The 22,361-nt window shown below is 46.0% G+C and carries 18 protein-coding genes and 2 riboswitches; of the genes, 15 read left to right on the forward strand and 3 right to left on the reverse strand.

Annotated elements, in window-relative coordinates; translation table 11 throughout:
- Nucleotides 1-50: 50 nt before the first annotated feature.
- Complete coding sequence (locus BMW45_RS08560; protein WP_092242257.1) at nucleotides 51-959, reverse strand: AraC family transcriptional regulator; 909 nt, start codon at nucleotides 957-959, stop codon at nucleotides 51-53.
- A 236-nt stretch (nucleotides 960-1,195) separates the two neighbouring features.
- Here BMW45_RS08560 and BMW45_RS08565 point away from each other — a divergent pair, with 236 nt between their 5' ends.
- From BMW45_RS08565 to BMW45_RS08575, 3 genes are all read left to right on the forward strand, one after another.
- Nucleotides 1,196-2,506, forward strand: coding sequence for an ABC transporter substrate-binding protein (locus tag BMW45_RS08565; protein ID WP_092242260.1), 1,311 nt, complete (start codon nucleotides 1,196-1,198; stop codon nucleotides 2,504-2,506).
- Between the two features lie 81 nt (nucleotides 2,507-2,587).
- Nucleotides 2,588-3,493, forward strand: coding sequence for a carbohydrate ABC transporter permease (locus BMW45_RS08570; protein WP_025230246.1), 906 nt, complete (start codon nucleotides 2,588-2,590; stop codon nucleotides 3,491-3,493).
- Between the two features lie 12 nt (nucleotides 3,494-3,505).
- On the forward strand, nucleotides 3,506-4,381 hold the full coding sequence (locus tag BMW45_RS08575) for a carbohydrate ABC transporter permease (RefSeq protein ID WP_092242263.1): 876 nt from the start codon (nucleotides 3,506-3,508) through the stop codon (nucleotides 4,379-4,381).
- Nucleotides 4,382-4,497: 116 nt separating this feature from the next.
- Here the strand turns inward: BMW45_RS08575 and BMW45_RS08580 are convergent, their stop codons facing one another.
- Nucleotides 4,498-5,883, reverse strand: coding sequence for an alanine/glycine:cation symporter family protein (locus tag BMW45_RS08580; RefSeq protein WP_092242266.1), 1,386 nt, complete (start codon nucleotides 5,881-5,883; stop codon nucleotides 4,498-4,500).
- A 106-nt stretch (nucleotides 5,884-5,989) separates the two neighbouring features.
- Nucleotides 5,990-6,082, reverse strand: a riboswitch (glycine riboswitch).
- Between the two features lie 213 nt (nucleotides 6,083-6,295).
- Nucleotides 6,296-6,424: riboswitch (SAM riboswitch) on the forward strand.
- 89 nt (nucleotides 6,425-6,513) lie between these two features.
- Here BMW45_RS08580 and metK point away from each other — a divergent pair.
- The 10 genes from metK (at nucleotide 6,514) to BMW45_RS08630 (ending at nucleotide 19,196) form a co-directional block, all read left to right on the forward strand.
- Complete coding sequence (gene metK / locus BMW45_RS08585) at nucleotides 6,514-7,701, forward strand: methionine adenosyltransferase (RefSeq protein ID WP_025230243.1); 1,188 nt, start codon at nucleotides 6,514-6,516, stop codon at nucleotides 7,699-7,701.
- Nucleotides 7,702-8,022: 321 nt separating this feature from the next.
- Complete coding sequence (locus BMW45_RS08590; RefSeq protein WP_092242268.1) at nucleotides 8,023-9,417, forward strand: PTS mannitol transporter subunit IIBC; 1,395 nt, start codon at nucleotides 8,023-8,025, stop codon at nucleotides 9,415-9,417.
- 246 nt (nucleotides 9,418-9,663) lie between these two features.
- On the forward strand, nucleotides 9,664-11,010 hold the full coding sequence (locus BMW45_RS08595) for a PTS sugar transporter subunit IIBC family protein (RefSeq protein ID WP_092242270.1): 1,347 nt from the start codon (nucleotides 9,664-9,666) through the stop codon (nucleotides 11,008-11,010).
- Nucleotides 10,997-13,102: a BglG family transcription antiterminator gene (locus tag BMW45_RS08600; RefSeq protein WP_092242272.1), complete on the forward strand. Its 2,106-nt coding sequence runs from the start codon at nucleotides 10,997-10,999 to the stop codon at nucleotides 13,100-13,102. The genes BMW45_RS08595 and BMW45_RS08600 overlap by 14 nt, the downstream gene beginning before the upstream one ends.
- Before the next feature lie 164 nt (nucleotides 13,103-13,266).
- The gene (locus BMW45_RS08605) at nucleotides 13,267-13,737 is read left to right on the forward strand and encodes a PTS mannitol transporter subunit IIA (RefSeq protein ID WP_092242273.1); all 471 of its coding nucleotides are present in this window, start codon (nucleotides 13,267-13,269) and stop codon (nucleotides 13,735-13,737) included.
- Complete coding sequence (gene pfkB, locus BMW45_RS08610; protein WP_092242274.1) at nucleotides 13,734-14,669, forward strand: 1-phosphofructokinase; 936 nt, start codon at nucleotides 13,734-13,736, stop codon at nucleotides 14,667-14,669. The genes BMW45_RS08605 and pfkB overlap by 4 nt, the downstream gene beginning before the upstream one ends.
- A 29-nt stretch (nucleotides 14,670-14,698) precedes the next feature.
- Nucleotides 14,699-15,973, forward strand: a complete 1,275-nt coding sequence (locus tag BMW45_RS08615) for a zinc-binding dehydrogenase (RefSeq protein ID WP_092242275.1) — start codon at nucleotides 14,699-14,701, stop codon at nucleotides 15,971-15,973.
- A gap of 261 nt (nucleotides 15,974-16,234) precedes the next feature.
- Nucleotides 16,235-17,749 carry a sensor histidine kinase gene (locus tag BMW45_RS08620; protein ID WP_207649063.1) on the forward strand — a complete coding sequence of 505 codons (1,515 nt, stop codon included), beginning with the start codon at nucleotides 16,235-16,237 and terminating at the stop codon, nucleotides 17,747-17,749.
- Entirely contained in the window at nucleotides 17,746-18,435 is a 690-nt protein-coding gene (locus tag BMW45_RS08625) for a response regulator transcription factor (RefSeq protein ID WP_025230235.1), read from the forward strand. Before BMW45_RS08620 ends, BMW45_RS08625 begins: the two co-directional genes overlap by 4 nt.
- Before the next feature lie 2 nt (nucleotides 18,436-18,437).
- Nucleotides 18,438-19,196, forward strand: coding sequence for a DUF6062 family protein (locus BMW45_RS08630; protein WP_092242281.1), 759 nt, complete (start codon nucleotides 18,438-18,440; stop codon nucleotides 19,194-19,196).
- Between the two features lie 2 nt (nucleotides 19,197-19,198).
- On the opposite strand, the gene BMW45_RS08635 is transcribed toward BMW45_RS08630, so the two are convergent.
- A complete protein-coding gene (locus tag BMW45_RS08635) occupies nucleotides 19,199-20,044 on the reverse strand; it encodes an AraC family transcriptional regulator (protein ID WP_092242284.1) in 846 nt (281 codons plus the stop codon).
- Between the two features lie 122 nt (nucleotides 20,045-20,166).
- Between BMW45_RS08635 and BMW45_RS08640 the strand changes: the two genes are divergently transcribed.
- Together BMW45_RS08640 and BMW45_RS08645 are read left to right on the forward strand one after the other, a co-directional pair.
- Nucleotides 20,167-21,186: a Gfo/Idh/MocA family protein gene (locus BMW45_RS08640; protein ID WP_092242287.1), complete on the forward strand. Its 1,020-nt coding sequence runs from the start codon at nucleotides 20,167-20,169 to the stop codon at nucleotides 21,184-21,186.
- A 3-nt stretch (nucleotides 21,187-21,189) separates the two neighbouring features.
- Complete coding sequence (locus BMW45_RS08645) at nucleotides 21,190-22,344, forward strand: Gfo/Idh/MocA family protein (protein ID WP_092242290.1); 1,155 nt, start codon at nucleotides 21,190-21,192, stop codon at nucleotides 22,342-22,344.
- The last annotated feature ends 17 nt before the right edge of the window (nucleotides 22,345-22,361 follow it).

Genomic DNA, 22,361 nt, shown 5'->3' on the forward strand with positions numbered 1-22,361 from the left:
GCAATAAGGCAAACTGGCCAGTAATATTCCCTAAGAATTCAGACAAAAGCCTAATGGCTTGTTTCACGCAGTATATTTTTCTCAGACAGCTTTTTTATGGAGGTGGCATACTCCGAAGGGTTCATTCCGGTCAAATGCTTGAATTGCCTGGAAAAATAGTGTACTGAGGTATATCCTAGCTGATTGGCGATCTGGGTAAAATTAAGCTTCCGGTTCCGGATGAGCTGCTTGGCCGCATCGATTTTCATACTGTTAAAATATTCAATGACGCCGGTGTTCCCCTTTTCTGAGAAAAGCTTTTTTAACTGGGAAGTGCTGATTAAATTATCCCGGCTGATCTGATCAATGGTCAGCTGGCTGCAGATGTTCTTTTCGAAATAACAAAGGATAGTTTCATAGATGTCTTCTGCGGAAGGGGTGTCCTTAAGGAGGGCAGGAGCCTGTTTGGCTGAAAAGGAATGGCGGTACATTTGTATCAGGAACTGTTCCAGATAAATCTTAATCATCTGCTCTGCCGCAAAGGGCCCGTGGTCCTTTCGTACCAGCACTTCCTGATAGGGATTGTCAAGTCTTCCTTCAAAGCACAGGCGCGCCTCTGCAATGATCCGTGCCAGAAGCTCCTGCTCCTCTTGCCCAACCTTAAGTATCTGCTCTTTAAAAAAGGACATATGAGGCGATTGGCAGTCAAATCCTATGACCACAAGGTTGGGAGCAATGACCCCATTGGCTAGAACCCTGTGGAATTCATTTGGCTGATGGAAAATAACCTCTCCTTTTTGAAGCGTCAGCCGTTCATGATCAGCCACCACATCCACTTCTCCCTTATCAACACAAAGCAATTCCCAAAAGTTATGAGATTCCCCCGCAAACGTGAAGTCGCTCATATATTCAAAATAATGGATGCTGATGATCCGGTGTATGGTCACCTCTTCTGTTAATTCCGTATACTTATATTTCATACATTTCCCCCTGGTTTCATAGACTAAATGCTTTTGCCTTTACAAATGCAATATTGTGCAAATAGTATATAATTTACCTGTATTTTAACTTCTAATTATGAAAAAAGCAAATGATAAAAATCTAAATTGTTAAAAATGATGACCTTTTGTACAAAGCATTTTGCCCAAAAGTATAATAATATAGATTCACCAAGAACATCTGACAGAAAAGTCGGATAACATAGGGAGGTAAAATTATGAAAAGACGTTTTATGGGTATTATGCTAAGTGCGGTCATGGCTGCCGGTCTTCTGGCAGGATGCGCAGGAGGGGCCACCACTGCAACCACAGCTGCTGCAGCTGGCGGAGCGGCCACAGATGCACCGAAGGAAACGGCTGCAGGCGGCGGGGAAGGGCTTATTTACTGGTCCATGTGGGAAGCAACAGAGCCTCAGGGCCAGGCGATCCAGATGGCAATTGACAAATTCACTGCAGATACAGGAGTGAAGGTTGATGTTCAGTTTAAGGGACGTACGGGAATCCGTGAAGGTCTGCAGCCGGCTTTGGATGCGGGAACCAACATTGACTTATTTGACGAGGATATTGACCGTGTAAATACCACATGGGGACAGTACTTAATGGATCTGGAGGATTTAGTAAAGACTTCCGGCTATGAAGCCAACGCCAATGCAGGCTTAATGAGTGCTTGCCGGGAAGTGGGAGATGGAACATTAAAATCCATTCCTTACCAGCCCAATGTATTTGCATTTTTCTATAATCAGACTATTTTCGATGAGGCAGGAATCAAGGAGGTGCCAAAGACCTGGGAAGAGCTTGACGCAGCATGCCAGAAGATCAAGGATGCAGGCTACACTCCCATTACCTGTGATGACGCTTACATAACAGCCATGTTTGGCTATCATATGTCCAGACTTTTAGGCGAACCGGGAACAGAGGCTGTTGTAAAGGAAGGCAAGTGGGATGACCCGGCAGTTCTTAAAACAGCTCAGGCTTATGAAGCCTTTGCACAGAAAGGGTATTTTTCAGAAACGATTGCTTCCAACGTATGGCCTGCCGGACAGAACCAGGAACTTGCACTTGGAACAGCAGCCATGTATTTGAACGGCTCCTGGCTTCCAAATGAAGTAAAGGATATGGCAGGAGAAGACTTTAAATGGGGCTGCTTCAGCTATCCGACAGTGGAAGGCGGAAAAGATGGTACCAATGCCTCCAACTACGGTGCTCAGGTTTTGGCGATCAACAAGAATTCCAAAAATGGAGAAAATGCATTTAAGCTGATTGAATACATCACCCAGGGAGAATTTGACAAGAAGATGTCCGAACTGTCTATGGGTATTCCTGCAGATTCCAGAAATTCAGAGTGGCCGGCACAGCTTGCCAGTGTGAAGCCTGTTATGGAGAGCTTAAGCGTGCGTTATCCCTGGGCAGCCGGAGCGGAAGCCAATGCTGACTTAACACCGATTATTAAAGAGAACTTTATGAAGCTTTGCGGAGGTTCCATTACAGCGACTGGGTTCGTGGATGCTCTTAAAGCAGCAGGCAAATAATCCGGATCAATAGAATTTTATGGTGGCACCGCTTTGGCGGTGTCACCCTGTAATTAAGGAAAGCCGGGGGAGGTATTTAACGTGAAGAAGAATAAGACAATGATTGCCGTATTTCTAACACCGGCAGTATTAATGTTTGTCCTTGTATTCCTTTATCCCATTTTTAGGACAATTTTAATGAGCTTCTTTAAAATTGAAGGAATCACGGATTCAATGACCAAGTGGCAGTTTACCGGATTGGCCAATTACAGTAAGCTTGCGTCGACCAGCTTATTCCGCATTTCCATGTGGAATCTGTTCCGCATCTGGTTAATAGGCGGACTGGTTGTTATGTCTCTCGCTCTTTTGTTTGCAGTGATCCTCACCAGCGGGATACGCTTTAAAAGCTTTTTCAGGGCAATGATCTATCTTCCCAACGTAGTCAGTGCGGTCGCCCTTGCGACCATGTGGCTTCAGTATGTATACAGCCCTAAGTTCGGTCTCCTTAAAAATGTATTTTCCGCCATGGGGCTTAAATACTTATCCAAAGTCCAGTGGCTTGATAATGATCATAAATTCATGGCCCTGCTGGTTGCCTACTGTTTTGGCATGGTAGGATATCACATGCTGATATTTGCAAGCGGGATCGAGCGGATCGGAGAGGACTACTATGAGGCAGCCACTCTGGATGGAGCAAATAAGGTAAACCAGTTCCGCTATATCACCCTTCCTCTGTTAAAGGGGGTATTTAAAACCAATATCACCATGTGGAGCGTTACATCGGTGGGCTTTTTCGTCTGGTCCCAGCTGTTTTCAACGGTTACGGCGGATACCCAGACCATTACTCCCATGGTTTATATGTATATGATGATTTTTGGTGCAGGCAACAGCATGACCGAGCGGAATGCAGGCCTGGGTGCGGCAATCGGTGTCCTTTTAAGCATCTGTGTGGTTGCGGTATTCCTGCTATGCAATAAACTGATAAAAGAGGATGATCTGGAATTCTAAGGAGGGGGATCTATGGCTAAAAAGAAAGGGTTTATGGAGCCATTTAACTGGAAAAGAGAGCTTAAGCTTTTTCCGGGATATCTGCTCCTTAGTGTTTGGATATTATTTACCATTGTATTGCTGGGCTGGGTGGTAGCCGCCAGCTTTTCTACGACAAAGGCCATCTTTTCAGGCCATGTTTTGTCCCAGGGAATTCATTTTGAAAACTATGCAAAGGCCTGGACTAATTCCAATGTGTCCGCTATTTTCTTTAATTCCCTGATGTATTCCGTTATTTCATGTACGCTTCTTGTTTTGATCTGTGCGCCTGCCGCGTATGTATTGTCCCGCTTTCGCTTTGCAGGGAATAAGATGATCCAGACCAGCCTTGTGTCTGCCATGGGGGTGCCTGTGGTCATGATCGTTCTTCCCCTGTTCAGCCTGATCGCCGGTATGAACGTGTTAAACAACTACATTGCAAACAAAGCGGTGCTGATATTTCTTTATGTGGGGATCAATGTTCCTTATACAACAATTTTTCTTCTCACATTTTTTGCCAATATCTCCAGAGCCTACGAGGAAGCGGCGGCTATTGACGGCTGTCCGCCCATGAGGGCTTTCTGGCTGATCATGTTTCCCATGGCTCAGTCCGGGATCATAACGGTTACTATTTTTAATTTTATTAATATATGGAATGAGTATTTCATTTCCCTGATTTTTGCCAACTCCGACAGGGTACGGCCGGTTGCGGTAGGGCTATATTCCATGATCAATTCTATGAAATATACAGGAGACTGGTCTGGAATGTTCGCATCCGTTATCATCGTATTTCTTCCTACCTTTATTCTTTATATCTTTTTGTCGGAGAAGATCATTGCCGGCATTACCGGAGGCGGAGTCAAAGGTTAATGGCTTTGCTGGATAAAATGATAAAAAACCTCCTGCTTTACGCGGACTGTACAATAATTCGTTTAAATAGAAGAATTATTTTTTGCAGCCAAGGAAAGGCAGGAGGTTTTTCGTTGTTATTTATCTATGACCGGAATCGGCGTTTCGTCCCTTTCATCTAAGTGGCTCAGATAGTACTTTGTATCCTTTGCCACAACGCCCGATAAAAGCAGAACAGCCACAAGATTGGGAATCGCCATCAGTGCGTTTAGGATGTCTGAAATCGTCCATACCAAATCCAGAGACAGTACAGGACCGACAACTACGATTGATACGAAGATGATTTTATAGGGCAGCATCCCCTTGGTGCCGAATAAGTACTCGCAGCATCGTTCCCCGTAATAAGACCAGCCTAGAATGGTGGAATAAGCAAAAGTAATGATTCCAACTACCAGAATCACCGGCCCAAGCACAGGAATCTGACTGAAAGCAGCGGTGGTCATCTGTCCGCCGTTTTGTATCATATCCATGTTGATGTCCGGGTTTTTCATTATGGTCGAAACAAGGACCAGACCAGTCATAAGGCAGACAACAACCGTATCCCAGAAGGTTCCGGTTGAGGAAACCAGCGCCTGACGCACCGGATTACGTGTCTGCGCAGCCGAAGCTACTAACGGTGCGGAACCCATACCGGACTCATTGGAAAATAAGCCGCGGGCAATGCCGTACTGCATGGCAAGCATAATACCCCGGCCAACCAGCCCGCCTGCAACCGCACCGGGTTTAAAGGCCAGGGTCACAATCGCCTTAAGTGCAGGAAGGATGAAATCAGCATTGATACTAAGAATGATCAGACAGCCTGCCACATAGAAAGCCGCCATAAATGGTACAAGCTTCTCGCACACCGTTGCGATGGACTTGATGCCGCCGATAATAACCACAGCAGTAATAACACCGAAGACAAGGCCGATTGCAATGCGCGGGATCGGCAGCGGTACGTTGTTTTCGATAATCTCAGCGATGGCATTGATCTGAGTCCCGCTTCCAATGCCAAAGGAAGCAAACAGGGCGAATAGTGCAAAGAGTACGCCAAGCCACTTTAAGCCCAATGCACGCTCCAGTGCATACATGGCACCTCCCTGCATTCGTCCATCCTTCGTCTGCACACGATATTTAACTGCAATCAGGGATTCAGAATATTTGGTAGCAATGCCGAATACGCCGGTGAGCCAGCACCAGAGAACAGCACCCGGGCCGCCTAAGAACACCGCCGTGCCAACTCCCACAATATTGCCGGTACCGATGGTAGAAGCAAGGGCAGTAGTCAGCGCCTGAAACTGGCTGACCTCACCTGGTGAATCAGGGTCTTTTGTTACAGACAGCTTAATGGCTGTAAAGGTTTTTCGCTGGATAAAGCCTGTACGCACGGTCAAAAATAAGTGAGTGCCAAACAGCAGTACAATCATGGGTAACCCCCAAATTGCTGAGTCCAGCTTGTTGAAAAATTCATTAATTGCTTGCATTGGTTTTCTACTTCCCTTCCTTCATGTTTTTTGATAAAAAAAGAGCGGGATATACTCCCGCTCACAAAAAAACAGAGATCACGCGATATTCCAAAAAGAAAGGGAAAAATCGCCTCTGTCCTTTTGCCTGAGAGTTTCGCGCCTAAGCGCTTGCCCCTTCGGCCCCTGCATAGCTGCAGATGTCTCCAGAGTGCCATCCGTCCACGGTCTGCGCTGGGCGCATTCCACAGATTTCATTTGGCGAACATTTTAAGAATAGCGTCATTATACATTATGGATTAAATTTTTGCAAGAACTTTATCCATGGATGCATTGGAATAGAATTCCCTTGACAGCCGTTTTTAAATACGATAAAATATACATGCACTAGAAACAACTTACAATTGAATAACAAATGAAAAGTACGTAATATCCCTTATTCAGAGTGATGGAGATACAAAGGATCTGTGAAGTCACGGCAACCCCGACCGAAAATGATGGCCTTGGCCAGAAATGAGCGGCTGGAAGGTGCCAACCTGAGCGAGAAATCGAGCAATAAGAGGATTTGATACATTGTTGAATCAAGTCCGCATTGCTGCGGACTTTTCTTTTTGTTATTCCCCCATGTGATATCAAGGAGGAAATGACAACATGGAAAAATTATTATTTACATCCGAGTCCGTTACAGAAGGACATCCGGATAAAATGTGTGACCAGATCTCTGATGCGATTTTAGACGAGATGTTAAAGCAGGATCCCATGAGCCGTGTGGCTTGTGAAAGCTGCTGTACCACAGGTCTTGTTATGGTTATGGGAGAAATAACGACCCATGCATACGTAGACATACAGAAAGTGGTACGGGAGACCGTAAGGGAAATCGGCTATGACCGTGCAAAATACGGGTTTGACTGCGATACCTGCGGCGTGATCGTAGCTCTGGACGAGCAGTCTGCTGATATTGCCTTAGGCGTTGACCGGGCCCTGGAAGCAAAGGAACATAAGATGTCTGATGAAGAGATCGACGCCATCGGAGCAGGAGACCAGGGGATGATGTTTGGCTTTGCCAGCAATGAAACCGAGGAGTATATGCCATACCCCATCGCCCTTGCTCACAAGCTGGCCCTTCGGCTTACCAAGGTACGCAAGGATGGAACCCTTACTTACCTCCGTCCTGACGGAAAGACCCAGGTAACCGTAGAATATGATGAGAACGGCAATCCTCTCCGCTTGGATGCGGTGGTTTTATCCACTCAGCATGATGAGAACGTGAGCCAGGAGCAGATTCACACGGATATTAAAAAGTATGTATTTGATGAAGTTCTGCCTGCAGAGCTGGTGGATGAGAAGACTAATTTCTTCATTAATCCTACCGGACGCTTTGTAATCGGCGGACCTCACGGAGACAGCGGCCTGACCGGACGTAAGATTATCGTAGATACCTACGGCGGCTATGCACGTCACGGCGGCGGAGCATTCTCCGGAAAGGACTGCACCAAGGTAGACCGTTCCGCTGCTTATGCGGCACGTTATGTTGCAAAGAACATCGTAGCAGCAGGGCTGGCTGACAAGTGTGAGATCCAGCTTTCCTATGCCATCGGTGTGGCACATCCTACTTCCGTTATGGTAGATACTTTTGGAACCGGAAAATTAAGCAATGAAAAGCTTGTGGAGATCATCAGGGAAAACTTTGACCTGCGTCCCGCAGGAATTATTAAGATGCTGGATTTACGCCGCCCGATCTACAAACAGACGGCAGCTTACGGACATTTTGGTAGAAATGACTTAGACCTGCCATGGGAGAAGCTTGATAAAGTTTCACTTTTAAAGAACTATTTATAATCTTCATATATAAGGAAGATGCCGCAAAATCAGCTGGTTTACAGCTGACTAGCGGCATCTTTTTTCAATTGATATATACAGTAAGACTGATTCTCAGGGCATTGTTTTCGCTGAATGCAGGGAGTCTGAGGAAACAATGGGACAGGGGATTCATGCTTTTTAAGGTTTGGCACTAAAACTAGCGCCAAATCCTTGTTTCTTCCAGTTGAAATCTGAAGTTGACATTGATTATAATAAGGCTATCGAAAGGAATTGATTGGCCAATCATACCTGACACGGATCATGCAGCAAATACTATATAATTAAGTGAGGGTATGTAATATGAAAGAGAAGGTACAAGTATTTGGCCGCTTTTTAAGCGGTATGGTAATGCCGAACATCGGTGCATTTATTGCATGGGGACTGATTACGGCATTGTTTATTCCGACCGGCTGGTATCCAAATGAAGCAATTGGTGCCCTGGTCTCCCCTATGGTTTCCATGCTGCTGCCGCTGCTTATTGCTTATACAGGCGGTTCAGTAGTCTACGGACAACGTGGCGGCGTCATCGGTGCAATCACAGCCATGGGCGTGATTGTTGGCTCCAGTATTCCTATGTTTATGGGGGCAATGATCGTGGGACCTGTCAGTGCCTGGGTGATTAAGAAGTTTGACCGAAAGATCGAGAGCAAGATCCCTGCCGGATTTGAGATGCTGGTAAATAACTTTTCCCTCGGCATCATCGGTGCCATCCTGACGGCGATCGCCTTAAAGGGAGTTGCTCCTTTTGTTGAGGTGATGAACCGGGTGATGGAGTCCGGAGTTGGTTTCTTTGTGGATCACAGGCTGCTTCCGCTGGCAAGCGTTTTTATTGAACCTGCCAAGATCTTGTTCCTTAACAATGCCATTAATCATGGAATCCTGTCTCCTATGGGAATCCAGCAGGTGGAGGAAATCGGAAAGTCCATATTCTTTCTTCTTGAGGCGAATCCGGGCCCTGGACTTGGCGTTCTACTGGCTTACTGTCTTGCAGGAAAAGGATCAGCCAAAAGCTCAGCTCCCGGCGCAATTATCATTCACTTTTTAGGCGGAATCCACGAGATCTATTTCCCATACATACTGATGAATCCCCTTTTACTTCTGGCGGTGGTATCAGGCGGAGCCAGTGGAATCTTCGTATTCCAGCTCCTTGGTGTTGGACTGACTTCACCCGCATCTCCTGGAAGCATCCTTGCTGTTCTTGCAATGACACCAAGAGGCGGATACTTTGGAGTATTAGCAGGTGTTACGGTGGCAGCTGTGGTTTCCTTCCTAGTAGCTCTTCCCTTGCTGCGGTTTACCGGAAAAGGCGGGGATTTGGAAGAGTCAACGGAAAAAGTGAAACAAATGAAGCAGGAGTCTAAAGGAAATCAGACCCCAGAAAAGAAAGTTATGCCAGCCGGATCCATTAAAAAAATTGTGTTTGCCTGTGATGCAGGCATGGGCTCCAGCGCTATGGGCGCTACCATATTGAAGAAAAAGCTGGCGGCAGCAGGATTCGGAGATATTGAGGTAGTTCATTCACCCGTATCTTCCATTCCCAAGGATGCTCAGATTGTGGTAACTCATAAAGAACTGAAGGAGCGTGCGTCCCGCAGCAATCCTGAGGCGGAACTGATTTTAATCACTAATTTTATGGCGGCACCGGAATATGATGAGTTGGTGGAAACGTTAAAAAATAAACAAACAGATTTATAAGATGAAATAGACAGCCTTCCTGGTATCCGATTGTGAATCATGGTATAATGTACACGAAAGCAATGAGCAGTGCGAAATAAGACAGATATAAAATTTCGTTGTGCCTGCACATAAGAAATTTTATATCTGTCTTATTTCATAGGGCGAATGCCCGTGAGCTGGTAAAACCTACGGTTTTACCAGCTGCACTGCGGACCTAAGGTACAATAAATTTATGTACACGGATTCAAAAGGGGAATCATATAAATGAAGTTTGCGGGGAGAATACTGAAGTATTACAGCAGAGTAATTGCCGAATGCATACCTTTGTTTGTGACAGCTGGGCTGCTGTCAGTCATATCGGCAGTGATATTCCAGAATAAATACCTGCCTGAAATGTCCAATATTTTATCTTTTCTGGTAATTCCGGTATTTATGGGATACAAAGCAGGCACAATGTGCGGCGGGGATGTCGGCGGTTTAGCCGGTACCCTTGCCGCTTCTGCTGTTGTCATGGCAGAACCTGCTTCTGCCATGATTTTGTCTGCCATAGCAGGCAGCATTGCCGGTTTTTTATCCCGAAAGGGTCTGGACCGGATCAAGCACCGGATTCCGGCAGGGTTTGAGATGCTCTTTAGCAACCTATATATATCAGGGCTTGGTTTATTAGCCGGAGCACTTACCCATTACACGCTGGTACCAGTGGCTGCATGGCTGCTCACCTTTCTGGGAAACGGCTTATCACTAATGATCGCAAAGGGAGTCATCCCTTTCATCAGCTTTGTGGTAGAACCATTAAAAATCATTTTCTTTAATAACTGGATCAATCACGGCTTTTTCCTTCCCCTGGGATTGGAGCAGATGAAAACGCAGGGAAGCTCCATCTTATTTCTCTTAGAGACCAATCCTGGTCCAGGATTTGGAATTCTCCTTGCTTATGCCCTGGTATACCGGAATATGAGAAAGCAAATGCTTTCCAGCCTTATTATTCAGTCCCTGGGCGGCATCCATGAGGTTTACTTTCCTTATGTGCTGTCAGATATCCGGTTATTAGCTGCTGCCATAGCCGGCAGCATTGCGGGAAATTACTGTTTCATGGTCACCGGAAGCGGGCTTCTGGGACCGGCTTCTCCCGGAAGTATCATCACGATCATGATTATGGCAGACAAAAAGCATTGGCTTGGAATCCTTATGGGGATATTTGTATCTGCCGGGGTGACTTGCCTCCTGTCCTGCCTGATTATGTCTGGAAAGAAACTAAAAACTATTGCTGAAGAAGAAATACTACAGAAAGATGAAGGGATGCCAATGAAGAAAATGGAACATGCCAAAATCTATTTTGTTTGCGATGTTGGCATGGGCTCCAGTGCCATGGCCAGCGCGCTGTTTAAGAAAAGGCTGAAGTTAGAAGGCTTAACAGGTATTGAAGTGTTTCATGTATCGGCTGACCGCATTCCGCCTGACGCGGATGCGATTGTATGCCAAAAGGATTTTGCCCGTTCCCTGTCAGGGATTGATAAACCATGCTTTACAGTCAATAATCTCACGGATATGTCTGGCTATAGGGAACTCCTGAACTGGTTAATGGGAGGTGGAGAAGATGGCAGTTCATGATTTTACACCCAGGATGCAGCAGATCGTCCTGGCTCTTCTTAATGAGGACGGGCCAGTTCCCGTTAAGCAGCTCGCGGATCAGATCCATATCAGCAAAAGAACGGTACAAAGGGAGCTGGAGTATATTCCCAGAGTGTTAAAAAAATACGGGCTCACCTTTTGCTCAAAAACGGGAACCGGCATATGGCTGGAGGGAGATAAAGATCAGATGGAAGCCCTAAAGGCTGAACTGGAAGAGGATGATGCTCTTGATGTTTCTGACCGGATTGAACGTCAGAAGCGCCTTACCCTGGAGATTCTAAAGGATAAGACCTTAAAAAAGCTATATTACTACAGTGATTTATTTGGAGTCAGCGAAGCCACTGTCAGTTCGGATTTAGAGGTGGTAAAAGAGTGGTTTCACAAATATCATCTGGAGATAAAGAGAAAACCTGGATATGGTGTGTTTATTGAGGGCAGCGAACGGGATTTCCGCCGTGCCCTGCGCGTGTTTATTGATGAAAACATCCATACAGAGATCATACAGGAGATGTATGAAGACAGGAACCAGTCTGTATTAAATGTGATTCAGAATAAAAGTGAGCGTAATATTTACCGGATCTTGGATGACGATATTGTAAAAAGGGTAACAGCCTGCATCTTAAGAATCCGGGATAAACGCATTCTGAATTTAACCCAGGATTCCTACCTTGGGCTGGTGATCCATGTGGCAATTGCTGTGAACCGGATCCGAAGGCAGGAGATCATTGAGGAAAACCCCCTCATGACGGACAGTTTGCAAAATGATCAGGATTATGATCTGGCAAAGAGAATCACCCAATCCCTGGAAGCTGAATTTAAGATTCAGATCCCGGAAATTGAGTGTGCCTATATTTGTCTGCATATTAAAGGTTCCAAAATCCAGCAGCTGAATATAGATGAGAAGTCAAGAAGTGAAATAGAGGAATCCAGAGAACTGTGGGATGTGGTCAATGAGATGATCGACTGCTATGACGACAGCATTGCCTATCTGCTAAAGCAGGATGAGGAATTTGTAATCCAGGGCTTGATTGCCCATCTTAAACCGACTCTGGTCCGCTTAACCAATGGCATGAAGATCCAGAATCCCTTGCTGGAACAGATTAAGCAGGATTATCCGGTCATATTTGAACGGTGCAGAACCGTTGCAAAGGTGATCGAAGGGCGGTATGGATATGAAGTGCCGGAATCAGAGATTGGGTTTCTTGCCATTCATTTCGGTGCGGCAGAGGTTCGGATGGAAAGCAGGAAGGAAAGCCGGAGAAAGGTGAATATAGGGATCGTCTGCGCCAGCGGGATCGGGATCTCACGGCTTATGTCTTGCAAGGTTGCCAGGGATTTTGCAGACAGGGTGGAGTTATCGGTCTATGGAATGACGGATCTGTCTCCTTACGTGCTGAGCAAGACGGATTTCTTTGTATCCACCATACCCATTAAGGAGGAGGCTGATATCCTGTATGTAAGCCCCCTGCTTCCTGCTGAGGATATGGAGCAGATCGCAGGAAAGGTGCGCCGGTGTGAATTTATGCCTAAAAAACAGGATAATAAGGAGTTCACCATTCAATTAGACCAGGTGAATTTTATTGCCGTTCAGATAAAAAATGTCATTCGACTTATGGAATACCAGAGGGTAAATAATGGGATCACCTTTGAGGAACTGCTGATTGCTGTCAGCGAGAAGCTGGCTGCCTATCCGGAACGGCAGAGCATCATTCAAGAGGATTTAATGAGGAGAGAACGGCTGTGCAGCCAAATATTTCCGGACTTAAGCTTTGCCCTGCTTCATGCCAGGACGGAAGGAGTGGTAAAGCCGGTGTTTTCGGTGTGCCAGACAAAGGATGGAGAGCCATTCAGCGACCCTTATTTTAAGGGAGTATGTGTTGTCTTAATTATGCTGGTGCCAAAGGATGATCATGAAGTGGAAAACAGCGATATTCTGGGCGTGTTAAGCGAGCGGCTGATCGAGGAGGAAGAGTTCTTAGAAGCGGTGAGACATGGAGGAAAAGAGGAGATCAGAGCCTTGGTATCCCAGTATTTAAACCAATATTTCAAACAGTATCTGGATAAGATATAATATAAAAGCAAGGTGAAAGCCGGGCCCAAAAGGGTCCGGCTTTTTCTGTTGATTTCAGATTTGGCGTTATCAGATGGCGCCAAAAGCCATTTTGTTTTCATTGAAAAGGAGGAGATATCACCCCTATAATTTAGTTAGAAAGTTAACACAGGAGGGCAAGAAACGTGTTTGGCTACGGGAAAAAGAATGTAGAGAAGAGTGCAGAGCTTCTGGAACTTGGGAATATCCGTTTAAATTGTAAACCCGGGGAAAAGGAGGCGGTAATAAGGGAGGTAGGGCAGCTGCTTTATCAGTGCGGCTGTGTAGAAGAATCCTACATAGAAGCAATGCTTCAGCGTGAACTGACGTTTTCCACAAATATCGGCAATGGAATTGCACTTCCCCATGGCGTAGAGGCAGCTAAAAAATCGGTTAAGCACTCCGGCATTGCAGTTATGGTATTCCCTGAGGGAACAGACTGGGGGGGAGAAATGGTAAAACTGGTCATAGGGATTGCAGGGGCAGGAGAGGAGCATTTGGAAATACTCTCAATCATCGCAGACTGCCTGGCCGATCCGGCCGATGTGGAACGGATCACCGGGTGCAGTGCAGAAGAAATCCATACCATGTTTACAGGAAAGAGGTGTCCGCAATGATCGTTACAGTCACGATGAATCCGGCCATTGATAAAACCGTAGATATTGACCGGTTTGAACGGGGAGATTTAAACAGAATAAAACGTGTGGAGTTAGATGCCGGAGGAAAAGGCATCAATGTTTCCAAGACCATTAAGGAATTAGGCGGTGAAAGCATTGCCATGGGGTTTTTAGGAGGAACCAGCGGCACCATCATTAAACATGTGCTGGCTGACCAAGGCATTCAGACAGATTTCGTTGAAGTAAAAGGGGAGACGAGAACGAATCTGAAGGTGGTGGAGGAAAATGGAGAAGTAACAGAGCTTAATGAACCTGGACCTGAGGTGTCAAAAGAGCAGTTAGAAGATCTTCTGGAAAGACTGAATGGTTATGCAGGCCCTGATACGCTGTTTGTACTTGCAGGAAGCATACCGGCAGGCATACCAACGGATATATACCGGAGGATCACGGAAGAGGTTCACCGGAAAGGAGCAAAGGTGCTGCTGGATGCAGATGGCCCGCTGTTTGCCGAATCCTTAAAAGCAGCACCGGATATGCTAAAGCCTAACCGTTCCGAGCTGGAGCGTTATTATCAGATGGATTACCGAGCATCGGAACAGGAGCTGGTTTCCATGGGAGAAAAGCTGCTGGACCATGGAACCGGTATGGTAGCGATTTCCCTTGGTCAGATGGGCGCTTTATTTTTAACAGGGGATAAACGGTACCGGTGCCCCGGGCTTCGCGTGAAAGCCCATTCAACCGTGGGAGCCGGAGATGCCCTGGTAGGGGCCATGGCTTACGCCTGGAATGAGAAGCTCCCCCTTGAAACTTGCATCAGATTATGCATGGGAGCCTCGGCAGGTGCGGTTACAAGTATAGGGACTAAGCCGCCTAAGCGCAGTCTGGTAGATGAACTGATGCCGCAGGCTGAATTGCTGGAAATCCTGAAGTAAATTGATAAATAAGGTTGGAGGATAGAAATATGAAAACAAAAGCAGTAAGAATGTATGGCACAGATGACTTAAGGTTGGAAGAGTTTGAACTTCCGCAGATTGCTGAAAATGAGATTCTTGTAAAAATCATGAGTGACAGCATCTGCATGTCTACTTATAAACTGGTAAAACAGGGGAAAAAGCATAAAAGAGCTCCCCAGAATATAGATACCAATCCGGTGATTGTTGGTCATGAATGCTCAGGGCTGATTGTAGAAGTGGGAAAGAAGTGGCAGGAACAGTTTCGGCCGGGACAAAAGTTTTCACTGCAGCCTGCTTTAAATTACATGGGAAAACTGGATTCGCCGGGATATTCTTATGAATTCTGCGGAGGCGCCTGTACATACTGCATCATGCCAAACGAGGTTATGGAACTGGGCTGCCTGCTGGACTACACGGGAGATAGTTTTTTTGAGGCATCTTTGGGGGAACCAATGAGCTGTATCATAGGCGGATTTCATGCCAACTATCATACCAACAAACGGAATTATGATCATGCCATGGGGACCAAAGCGGATGGAAGTATCCTGATCATGGGAGGCTGCGGACCGATGGGTCTGGGAGCGGTCAGCTATGGCCTTCAATTTGAAAATAAGCCGAAGAGGATAGTCGTTACGGATATCAGCGATGAGCGGATCGCCCGGGCCAGGGAAGTGATTTCAGAAGAATCCGCAAAGGAGAGAGGGATCGAACTGCTTTATGTAAATACCGATAAGATGGAGGATCCCATTTCTGATTTATTGGCTATTACAGGCGGCCAGGGCTACGATGACGTGTTTGTATATGTTCCTGTGAAAGAGGTTGCAGAGATGGGAGATAAGCTTCTGGCCTTTGACGGCTGTATGAACTTCTTTGCCGGTCCATCAGACAGCCAGTTTAAGGCAGAAATCAATCTTTATAACTGCCACTATACAAGTACTCATATCATGGGAACCACCGGCGGTAATACGGCTGATCTGATTGAGGCCAATAAGCTCTCGGCAGAAGGAGCCATAGAAGCGGCAGTTATGGTCACCCATGTAGGAGGGATTGACAGCATTGCAGAAGCAACGAAGAATCTGCCTTCCATTCCTGGTGGAAAGAAGCTTGCCTATACACAATTTGATATGCCTTTGACAGCCATTGAAGACTTTGAAGTGCTGGGCAGCACTGATCCGCTGTTTAAGAAACTAAGCGATTCCTGTAAGGCGCACAAGGGATTATGGAATGGGGAAGCAGAAAAGATTCTATTTGATCATTTTGGAATAGATCCAAAGGAATTGTAAATTTTAAATAAAGATTAAAGATCTTGTATGCTGTATCCTTCCATTTATAGGAGGGATACAGCATTTTTAATCAGCTGTAAGGAAATGGCAGGATTAGAGTTTCCCTTTTTTAATCGCCCGGATGTCTTTGTTTCCTGGTAAATTTCGGGAATTATGCAATAATGCCGTAAATTTTAGAATTGTTTTATAAATTCTCTTGTCCATGTGTGTTATAATACCCTAAGAAATATTAATTTTTCGTTATAAATAAAGTTTCAGAGCATGGGAGAGACGAGAATAGTGAAATTAAGATTGAGAACCCGTCTTGTTGTAGCATTTTTGATTATAACGGTGATCCCTCTGATCCTGATCTTTGCAGTGGTGGCAGGGCTTGGCAATTACCAGATGAAGGCGTTCCGCAAAGCCTATGATATAACGGAACAGATCGATCTTCTGTCAAGCAATTCCCTGCAGTTATTTAACCGCCTGACCCGGTCGGAACAAAAGGAAATCGGCCAGATCTTACAAAGTGACCCAGGGCAGTTTCAGGATGCGGATTTTTTGGAAAAGCTTAATGAGAATCTGGCAACAAAGTATGCCTATATGATCGTCCGAAAGGGAGATTCCCTGATTTTTGACGGGAACAGCCATATCACCCAGGGCTTTTATGACCAGCTTCCCAAATATGAGGAAATAGACAGTAACGTTGACGGTGCTATTTATCTGGATGGGGAGACACAGCATCTGGTAAAGCAGATGGATTTTATGTATCCTGATGGGAACAAGGGGAGCGTATTCATTGTTTCCAATGTGAATGGTCTTCTTCCAGAGATCAAGGTCATGATGGCGGAAATGCTGACGGCCATCATTATGATCATCGTATTTACTGATGCGATCCTTATGATGTGGGTATACCGGTCTGTGGTAAGTCCCCTGGGAAGGCTTCAAACAGCCACCAAGAATATACGGGATGGAAATCTGGATTTCTCTCTTGAGGTGGAGAATGACGATGAGATCGGACAGCTTTGCCAGGACTTTGAGGAGATGAGGATCCGCCTTAAGGAATCTGCAGCAGAAAAGGTGGAGTATGATAAGGAAAACAAGGAGCTGATCAGCAATATTTCCCATGATCTAAAGACTCCCATTACTGCCATTAAGGGGTATGTGGAGGGAATCATGGATGGGGTTGCTTCCTCCCCGGAAAAACTGGACCGTTATATCCGGACCATCTACAACAAGGCCAATGACATGGATAAGCTGATTGATGAATTGACCTTTTATTCAAAAATTGACACCAATAAAATCCCTTATACCTTTTCCAAGATCAATGTGGCCGGCTATTTCAGAGACTGCGTCGATGAAGTGGGACTTGAGATGGAAGACCGCAGCATTGAACTGGGATATTTTAATTATGTGGATGAGGATGTGATGGTCATCGCAGACGCAGAGCAGCTGCGCCGGGTCATTAATAATATTGTCAGCAATTCTGTAAAATATATGGACAAGAGGAGCGGGATCATCAACATCCGGATTAAGGATGTGGGAGACTTTATCCAGGTGGAAATTGAGGACAACGGTAAAGGTATTCCGGCAAAGGATCTGCCCAGTATTTTTGACCGGTTTTACCGCACTGATTCATCCAGGAATTCCTCTCAGGGCGGAAGCGGAATCGGTCTGTCCATTGTTAAAAAGATCATTGAGGATCATGGAGGCCGGATCTGGGCTACCAGCAAGGAAGGCATTGGAACGGAGATACATTTTGTTTTGAGAAAATACCAGGAGGTCATACAGGAATGAGCAGAATTCTGATAGTAGAAGATGAAGAAAGCATTGCAGAGCTGGAGAAAGATTATCTGGAGCTGAGCGGATTTGAGGTTGAGATTGAGAATAACGGAGAAGCAGGACTTCATAAGGCCCTTCATGAGGACTTTGATCTGCTGATCCTGGATCTGATGCTGCCGGGAGTGGATGGCTTTGAAATATGCAGAAAGGTCAGAGAAGTAAAAAACACCCCGATCATCATGGTTTCCGCTAAAAAAGAGGACATTGATAAAATCCGGGGCCTGGGGCTGGGAGCCGATGACTACATCACAAAACCCTTTAGCCCAAGTGAGATGGTTGCCCGTGTAAAAGCCCATCTGGCCCGTTATGAAAGGCTGATCGGAAGCGGAGTGCCGGACAACGAGATCGTTGAAATCCGGGGCCTTAAAGTCGATAAGACAGCCAGACGGGTATGGATCAATGGAGAGGAAAAGAATTTTACCACAAAGGAATTTGACTTATTAACCTTCCTTGCCCAGAATCCAAACCATGTATTTACGAAGGAAGAACTGTTTAATAAAATATGGGATATGGAATCCATCGGTGATATCGCTACAGTTACCGTCCACATCAAAAAGATCAGGGAAAAAATCGAATTCAATACGGCTAAGCCCCAGTATATCGAGACGATCTGGGGAGTCGGTTACCGGTTTAAGGTATAAAAATGAAGGAAAAATTATACGAGATACCTTTAAATGATGCCATAGATGCAGACGAAGAGTGCCTGTTCTGCTTTCTTGAGAAAAAAGCGGAACAGGAGCTTATGGATTTTGTATTAGGTTCCTGCGCTTCCTATATGGAAAGCGATACGAGAGAAGCCACAGACCGGTCAGGCTTTTGCCGGATCCATCAAAAGAAAATGTTTGATTACGGCAATGCCCTGGGAAATGGCTGGATCTTAAAAACCTATTATAAGAAACTGATAAAGGAAATGAAGGAAGAATTTAAGGAGTATGCTCCCGGAAAAACCTCCTTAAAGGACCGCCTTACGGGAAAGACAGGAAACGGAAATTCCATGGCTGCCTGGATCGAGGGGAAGGAAAAGACCTGCTATATCTGCGACCGGTTTTCTGAAAGCTATGAACGGTATGTGGCAACCTTTTTCCACCTTTATAAAAAGGATTCTGTTTTTCGGGAAAAGCTTGAAAAAAGCAAGGGATTCTGCCTTCACCACTTTGCAGATCTGTGCAGCGGAGCGGATAAATATTTAAATGACAAGGAGCGGAAGGAATTTTATCCTGTCATTTTTCAGATCATGGAACAAAATATGGAGCGGATATCCGGTGATGTCGACTGGTTCATTGAGAAATTTGATTATTTAAACAAGGATGCGGATTGGAAGCAGTCAAAGGACGCCGTTCAGCGTGGGATGCAAAAACTGCGGGGCGGATACCCGGCAGATCCTGCCTATAAGCAGCGGTAAGCTTACCGGCTAAGACGCTTAAACTGTCCGGGCGTATAGCCTGTGGTCTGGCGGAAGGTGCGGATGAAGTTGGAATAATCATGAAAGCCTGATAAATGGCAGGCTTCTAAAACCGTATGTCCCTGGGATAGCAGCTCCTTTGCCAGAGCCACCCGCTTTACCACGATATACTGGAATATGCTGCTTTCTGTTTCAGATTTAAATAAGTGGCTGATATAATATTTATCAAGGGAAAGAGCCTGGGAGATAGAATCCAGGGTCATGGGCGTTGTTAAGTTTTTATCAATATAACTCATGATTGCCTGGGCCCTATGGGGCTTAGGGGCTGTTCCTCCGGGGCTTGTCTTTTGCCAGGCCCTGTTAATAAGAATAAGAATCTGGAGCAATGTGGTCATTGCTGTTAAGTCGCCGCCGTAGGAGCTGCGATTTTTTTTTGCCTCATGAAGACACTGGGCCATGGAAACCAGGTTCTCGTATTCCTCTTTTGAAAGCAGGACTAAGTTGCCTATGGCAGGTTCCCGGTGGAAACATTCTAACAGGTTGGTGTCAGGGGTACAGTAAGGGCGGATAAAGGCGGGGTTCACATGAATGACCAGGCGGGTGAAGGCTTCGCTTGTGGTGTTGATGGCCTTGTGGATCTCCCGGTTGGAAAACAGGATTAAATTTCCCGGGTTCATATCATAGCATGCATTTTCCACAAAATACTGGATATGGCCGTCCATGAGCAGATAGATTTCATGGCTGTTGTGCATGTGAAAATCCACGTTTCCGGCAATCTGGCTGGTGGTAAAATCACAGCTGAAAGGCTCGGTAAATTCGCTGTAATGGTAAAGGCTCTCCTTTTTCATGGCTTCCTCCTGAAATAGACAATTTATGCATGCTTCTAGTCAATCTACGCAAACAAATTGCGTCAAGAACAGTATATAATAAATCTATCATAGAAAGAAGAAAAAGAAAAGAGGAGGTAGTCATGGTTCGGGTTGGGATAATCGGCTGCGGAAACATCGGGGGAGTTCATACCATGGTACTGAATGAAATAAAACAGGTTAAGCTCTGCGCTCTGGCAGATATCCGCCTGGAACGGGCAGAGGAATACTCGGCCCGTTTTACGGATGGAAAGGCGAGGGCTTATGATTCCATGGAGGAAATGCTTGAGAAGGAAGCGCTTGACGTGGTCCATATCTGCACGCCCCACTACTGCCATGTGCCTATGGCAGTAAAGGCCTTAAAGAAAGGGCTTCATGTATTTATGGAAAAGCCGCCTGCCATAAGCAGGGAGCAATTCGATGAGCTTTTGGAGGCTTCCGGCCAGAGCGGGGGCAGGTTAGGCATCTGTTTCCAGAACCGGTATAATGAAACAACAAAAAAGGTAAATGAGCTTTTGGCACAGGGGACCCTCGGGAGGATAAAAGGCGGAAGGGCCTTTGTTACCTGGCACAGGGATGCTCCTTATTACACAGAGAGCGGCTGGAGGGGAAAGCTTGAGACAGAGGGTGGTGGTGCGTTGATCAACCAATCCATTCACGCCTTGGATCTGCTTCTTTCCTGGCTCGGAAAACCAGTGAGAACAGAAGCTTCCATGAGCAATCACCATCTGAAAGAAATTGTGGAGGTGGAGGACACCCTGGAAGCCTATATGACTTTTACGGATGGAACGGATCCGGTAAGCGCCAGTTTTTATGCCACTACGGCTTACGCCATGGATGCACCGGTTTTCTTAGAGATTGCCTGTGAAAATGGGTTTGTCCGTCTGGAAGGAAACTCTGTCTGGTATCAGATAAAAGGGCAGGAGGAGCCGGTGGTTTGGCAGGCGAAAAAATCTTCTCTGCTGGGAAAGACCTATTGGGGCAGCGGGCACGAAGCCTGCATCAGAGATTTTTATGATTGTCTAGAAACCGGGAAGGCCTATTTCAATGACCTTGCCTCGGTTCAGAATACATTTTACACCATGATGGATATTTATGATTCTGCAAGAAATGAGGGGAGATAGGACATGGATAAGGTAAGACTTGGTATTATCGGAATTGGAAACATGGGAAGCGGGCACTTAAAGAATATTCTTGAAGGAAAGGTCCCGGAGATGGAAGTGACTGCGGTAGCGGACCGCCAGGAAGGCAGAAGGGCCTGGGCTAAGGAGCATTTACCGGAGTCGGTTGTTGTTTTTGAAGAAGGAAAGGATTTAATCGCAGCAGGCGTATGCGACGGAGTCTTAATTGCAGTGCCTCATTACCAGCACCCCGAACTGACCATTGATGCCATGAACCACGGACTGCATGTAATGTGTGAAAAGCCTGCGGGAGTTTACACCAAGCAGGTACGGGAAATGAACGAGGCAGCTAAAAAATGCGATCGGGTCTTTGGCATGATGTTCAACCAGAGGACCAACTGTATTTACCGGAAAATGCATGAACTTGTAACCGGCGGGGAACTGGGAGCCATCAAGCGGGTCAACTGGATCGTAACGGACTGGTACCGCACCCAGTCCTATTATGACTCAGGAAGCTGGAGAGCTACCTGGGATGGAGAAGGCGGCGGCGTACTGTTAAACCAGTGTCCTCACAACATGGATTTAATCCAGTGGATCTGTGGAATGCCAAGCAAGGTACAGGCATTCTGCCACAACGGAAAATGGCATGATATTGAAGTGGAAGATGATGTAACAGCTTATTTGGAATATCCAAACGGGGCCACGGGTGTTTTTGTCACCACAACCGCAGATGCACCGGGAACAAACCGGTTTGAGATCACTTTGGAGATGGGGAAACTGGTCTGCGAAAATGGCAAGCTCATGCTTCATAAGCTGGCTGAAAACGAGCGTACCTTCTGCAAAACGGCAAAGGGCGGATTTGATACTCCGGAATGCACGGTGACAGAGGTTGAAACGGACGGGGAGAATGAACAGCATGTTGGAGTTTTAAAGGCATTTGCAGGCAGAATCCTTCACGGCACGCCCCTTATTGCGGAAGGCGTGGAAGGAATTAACGGTCTGACCTTATCAAATGCCATGCATTTATCCAGCTGGTTAAAGAAAGAAGTGGAGATTCCCTTTGATGAAGATTTATTCTTAGAAGAGCTTAATAAGTGCCGCAGTGAATCCAGGAAAAAAGAAGGAACCGGCGTGGTATTTAACACAGAAGGAAGCTATTAAGAAACACCCTTCGGGTA

Origin of the sequence: Lacrimispora sphenoides (assembly GCF_900105215.1) — a bacterium.
GTDB lineage: Bacteria > Bacillota > Clostridia > Lachnospirales > Lachnospiraceae > Lacrimispora > Lacrimispora sphenoides_A.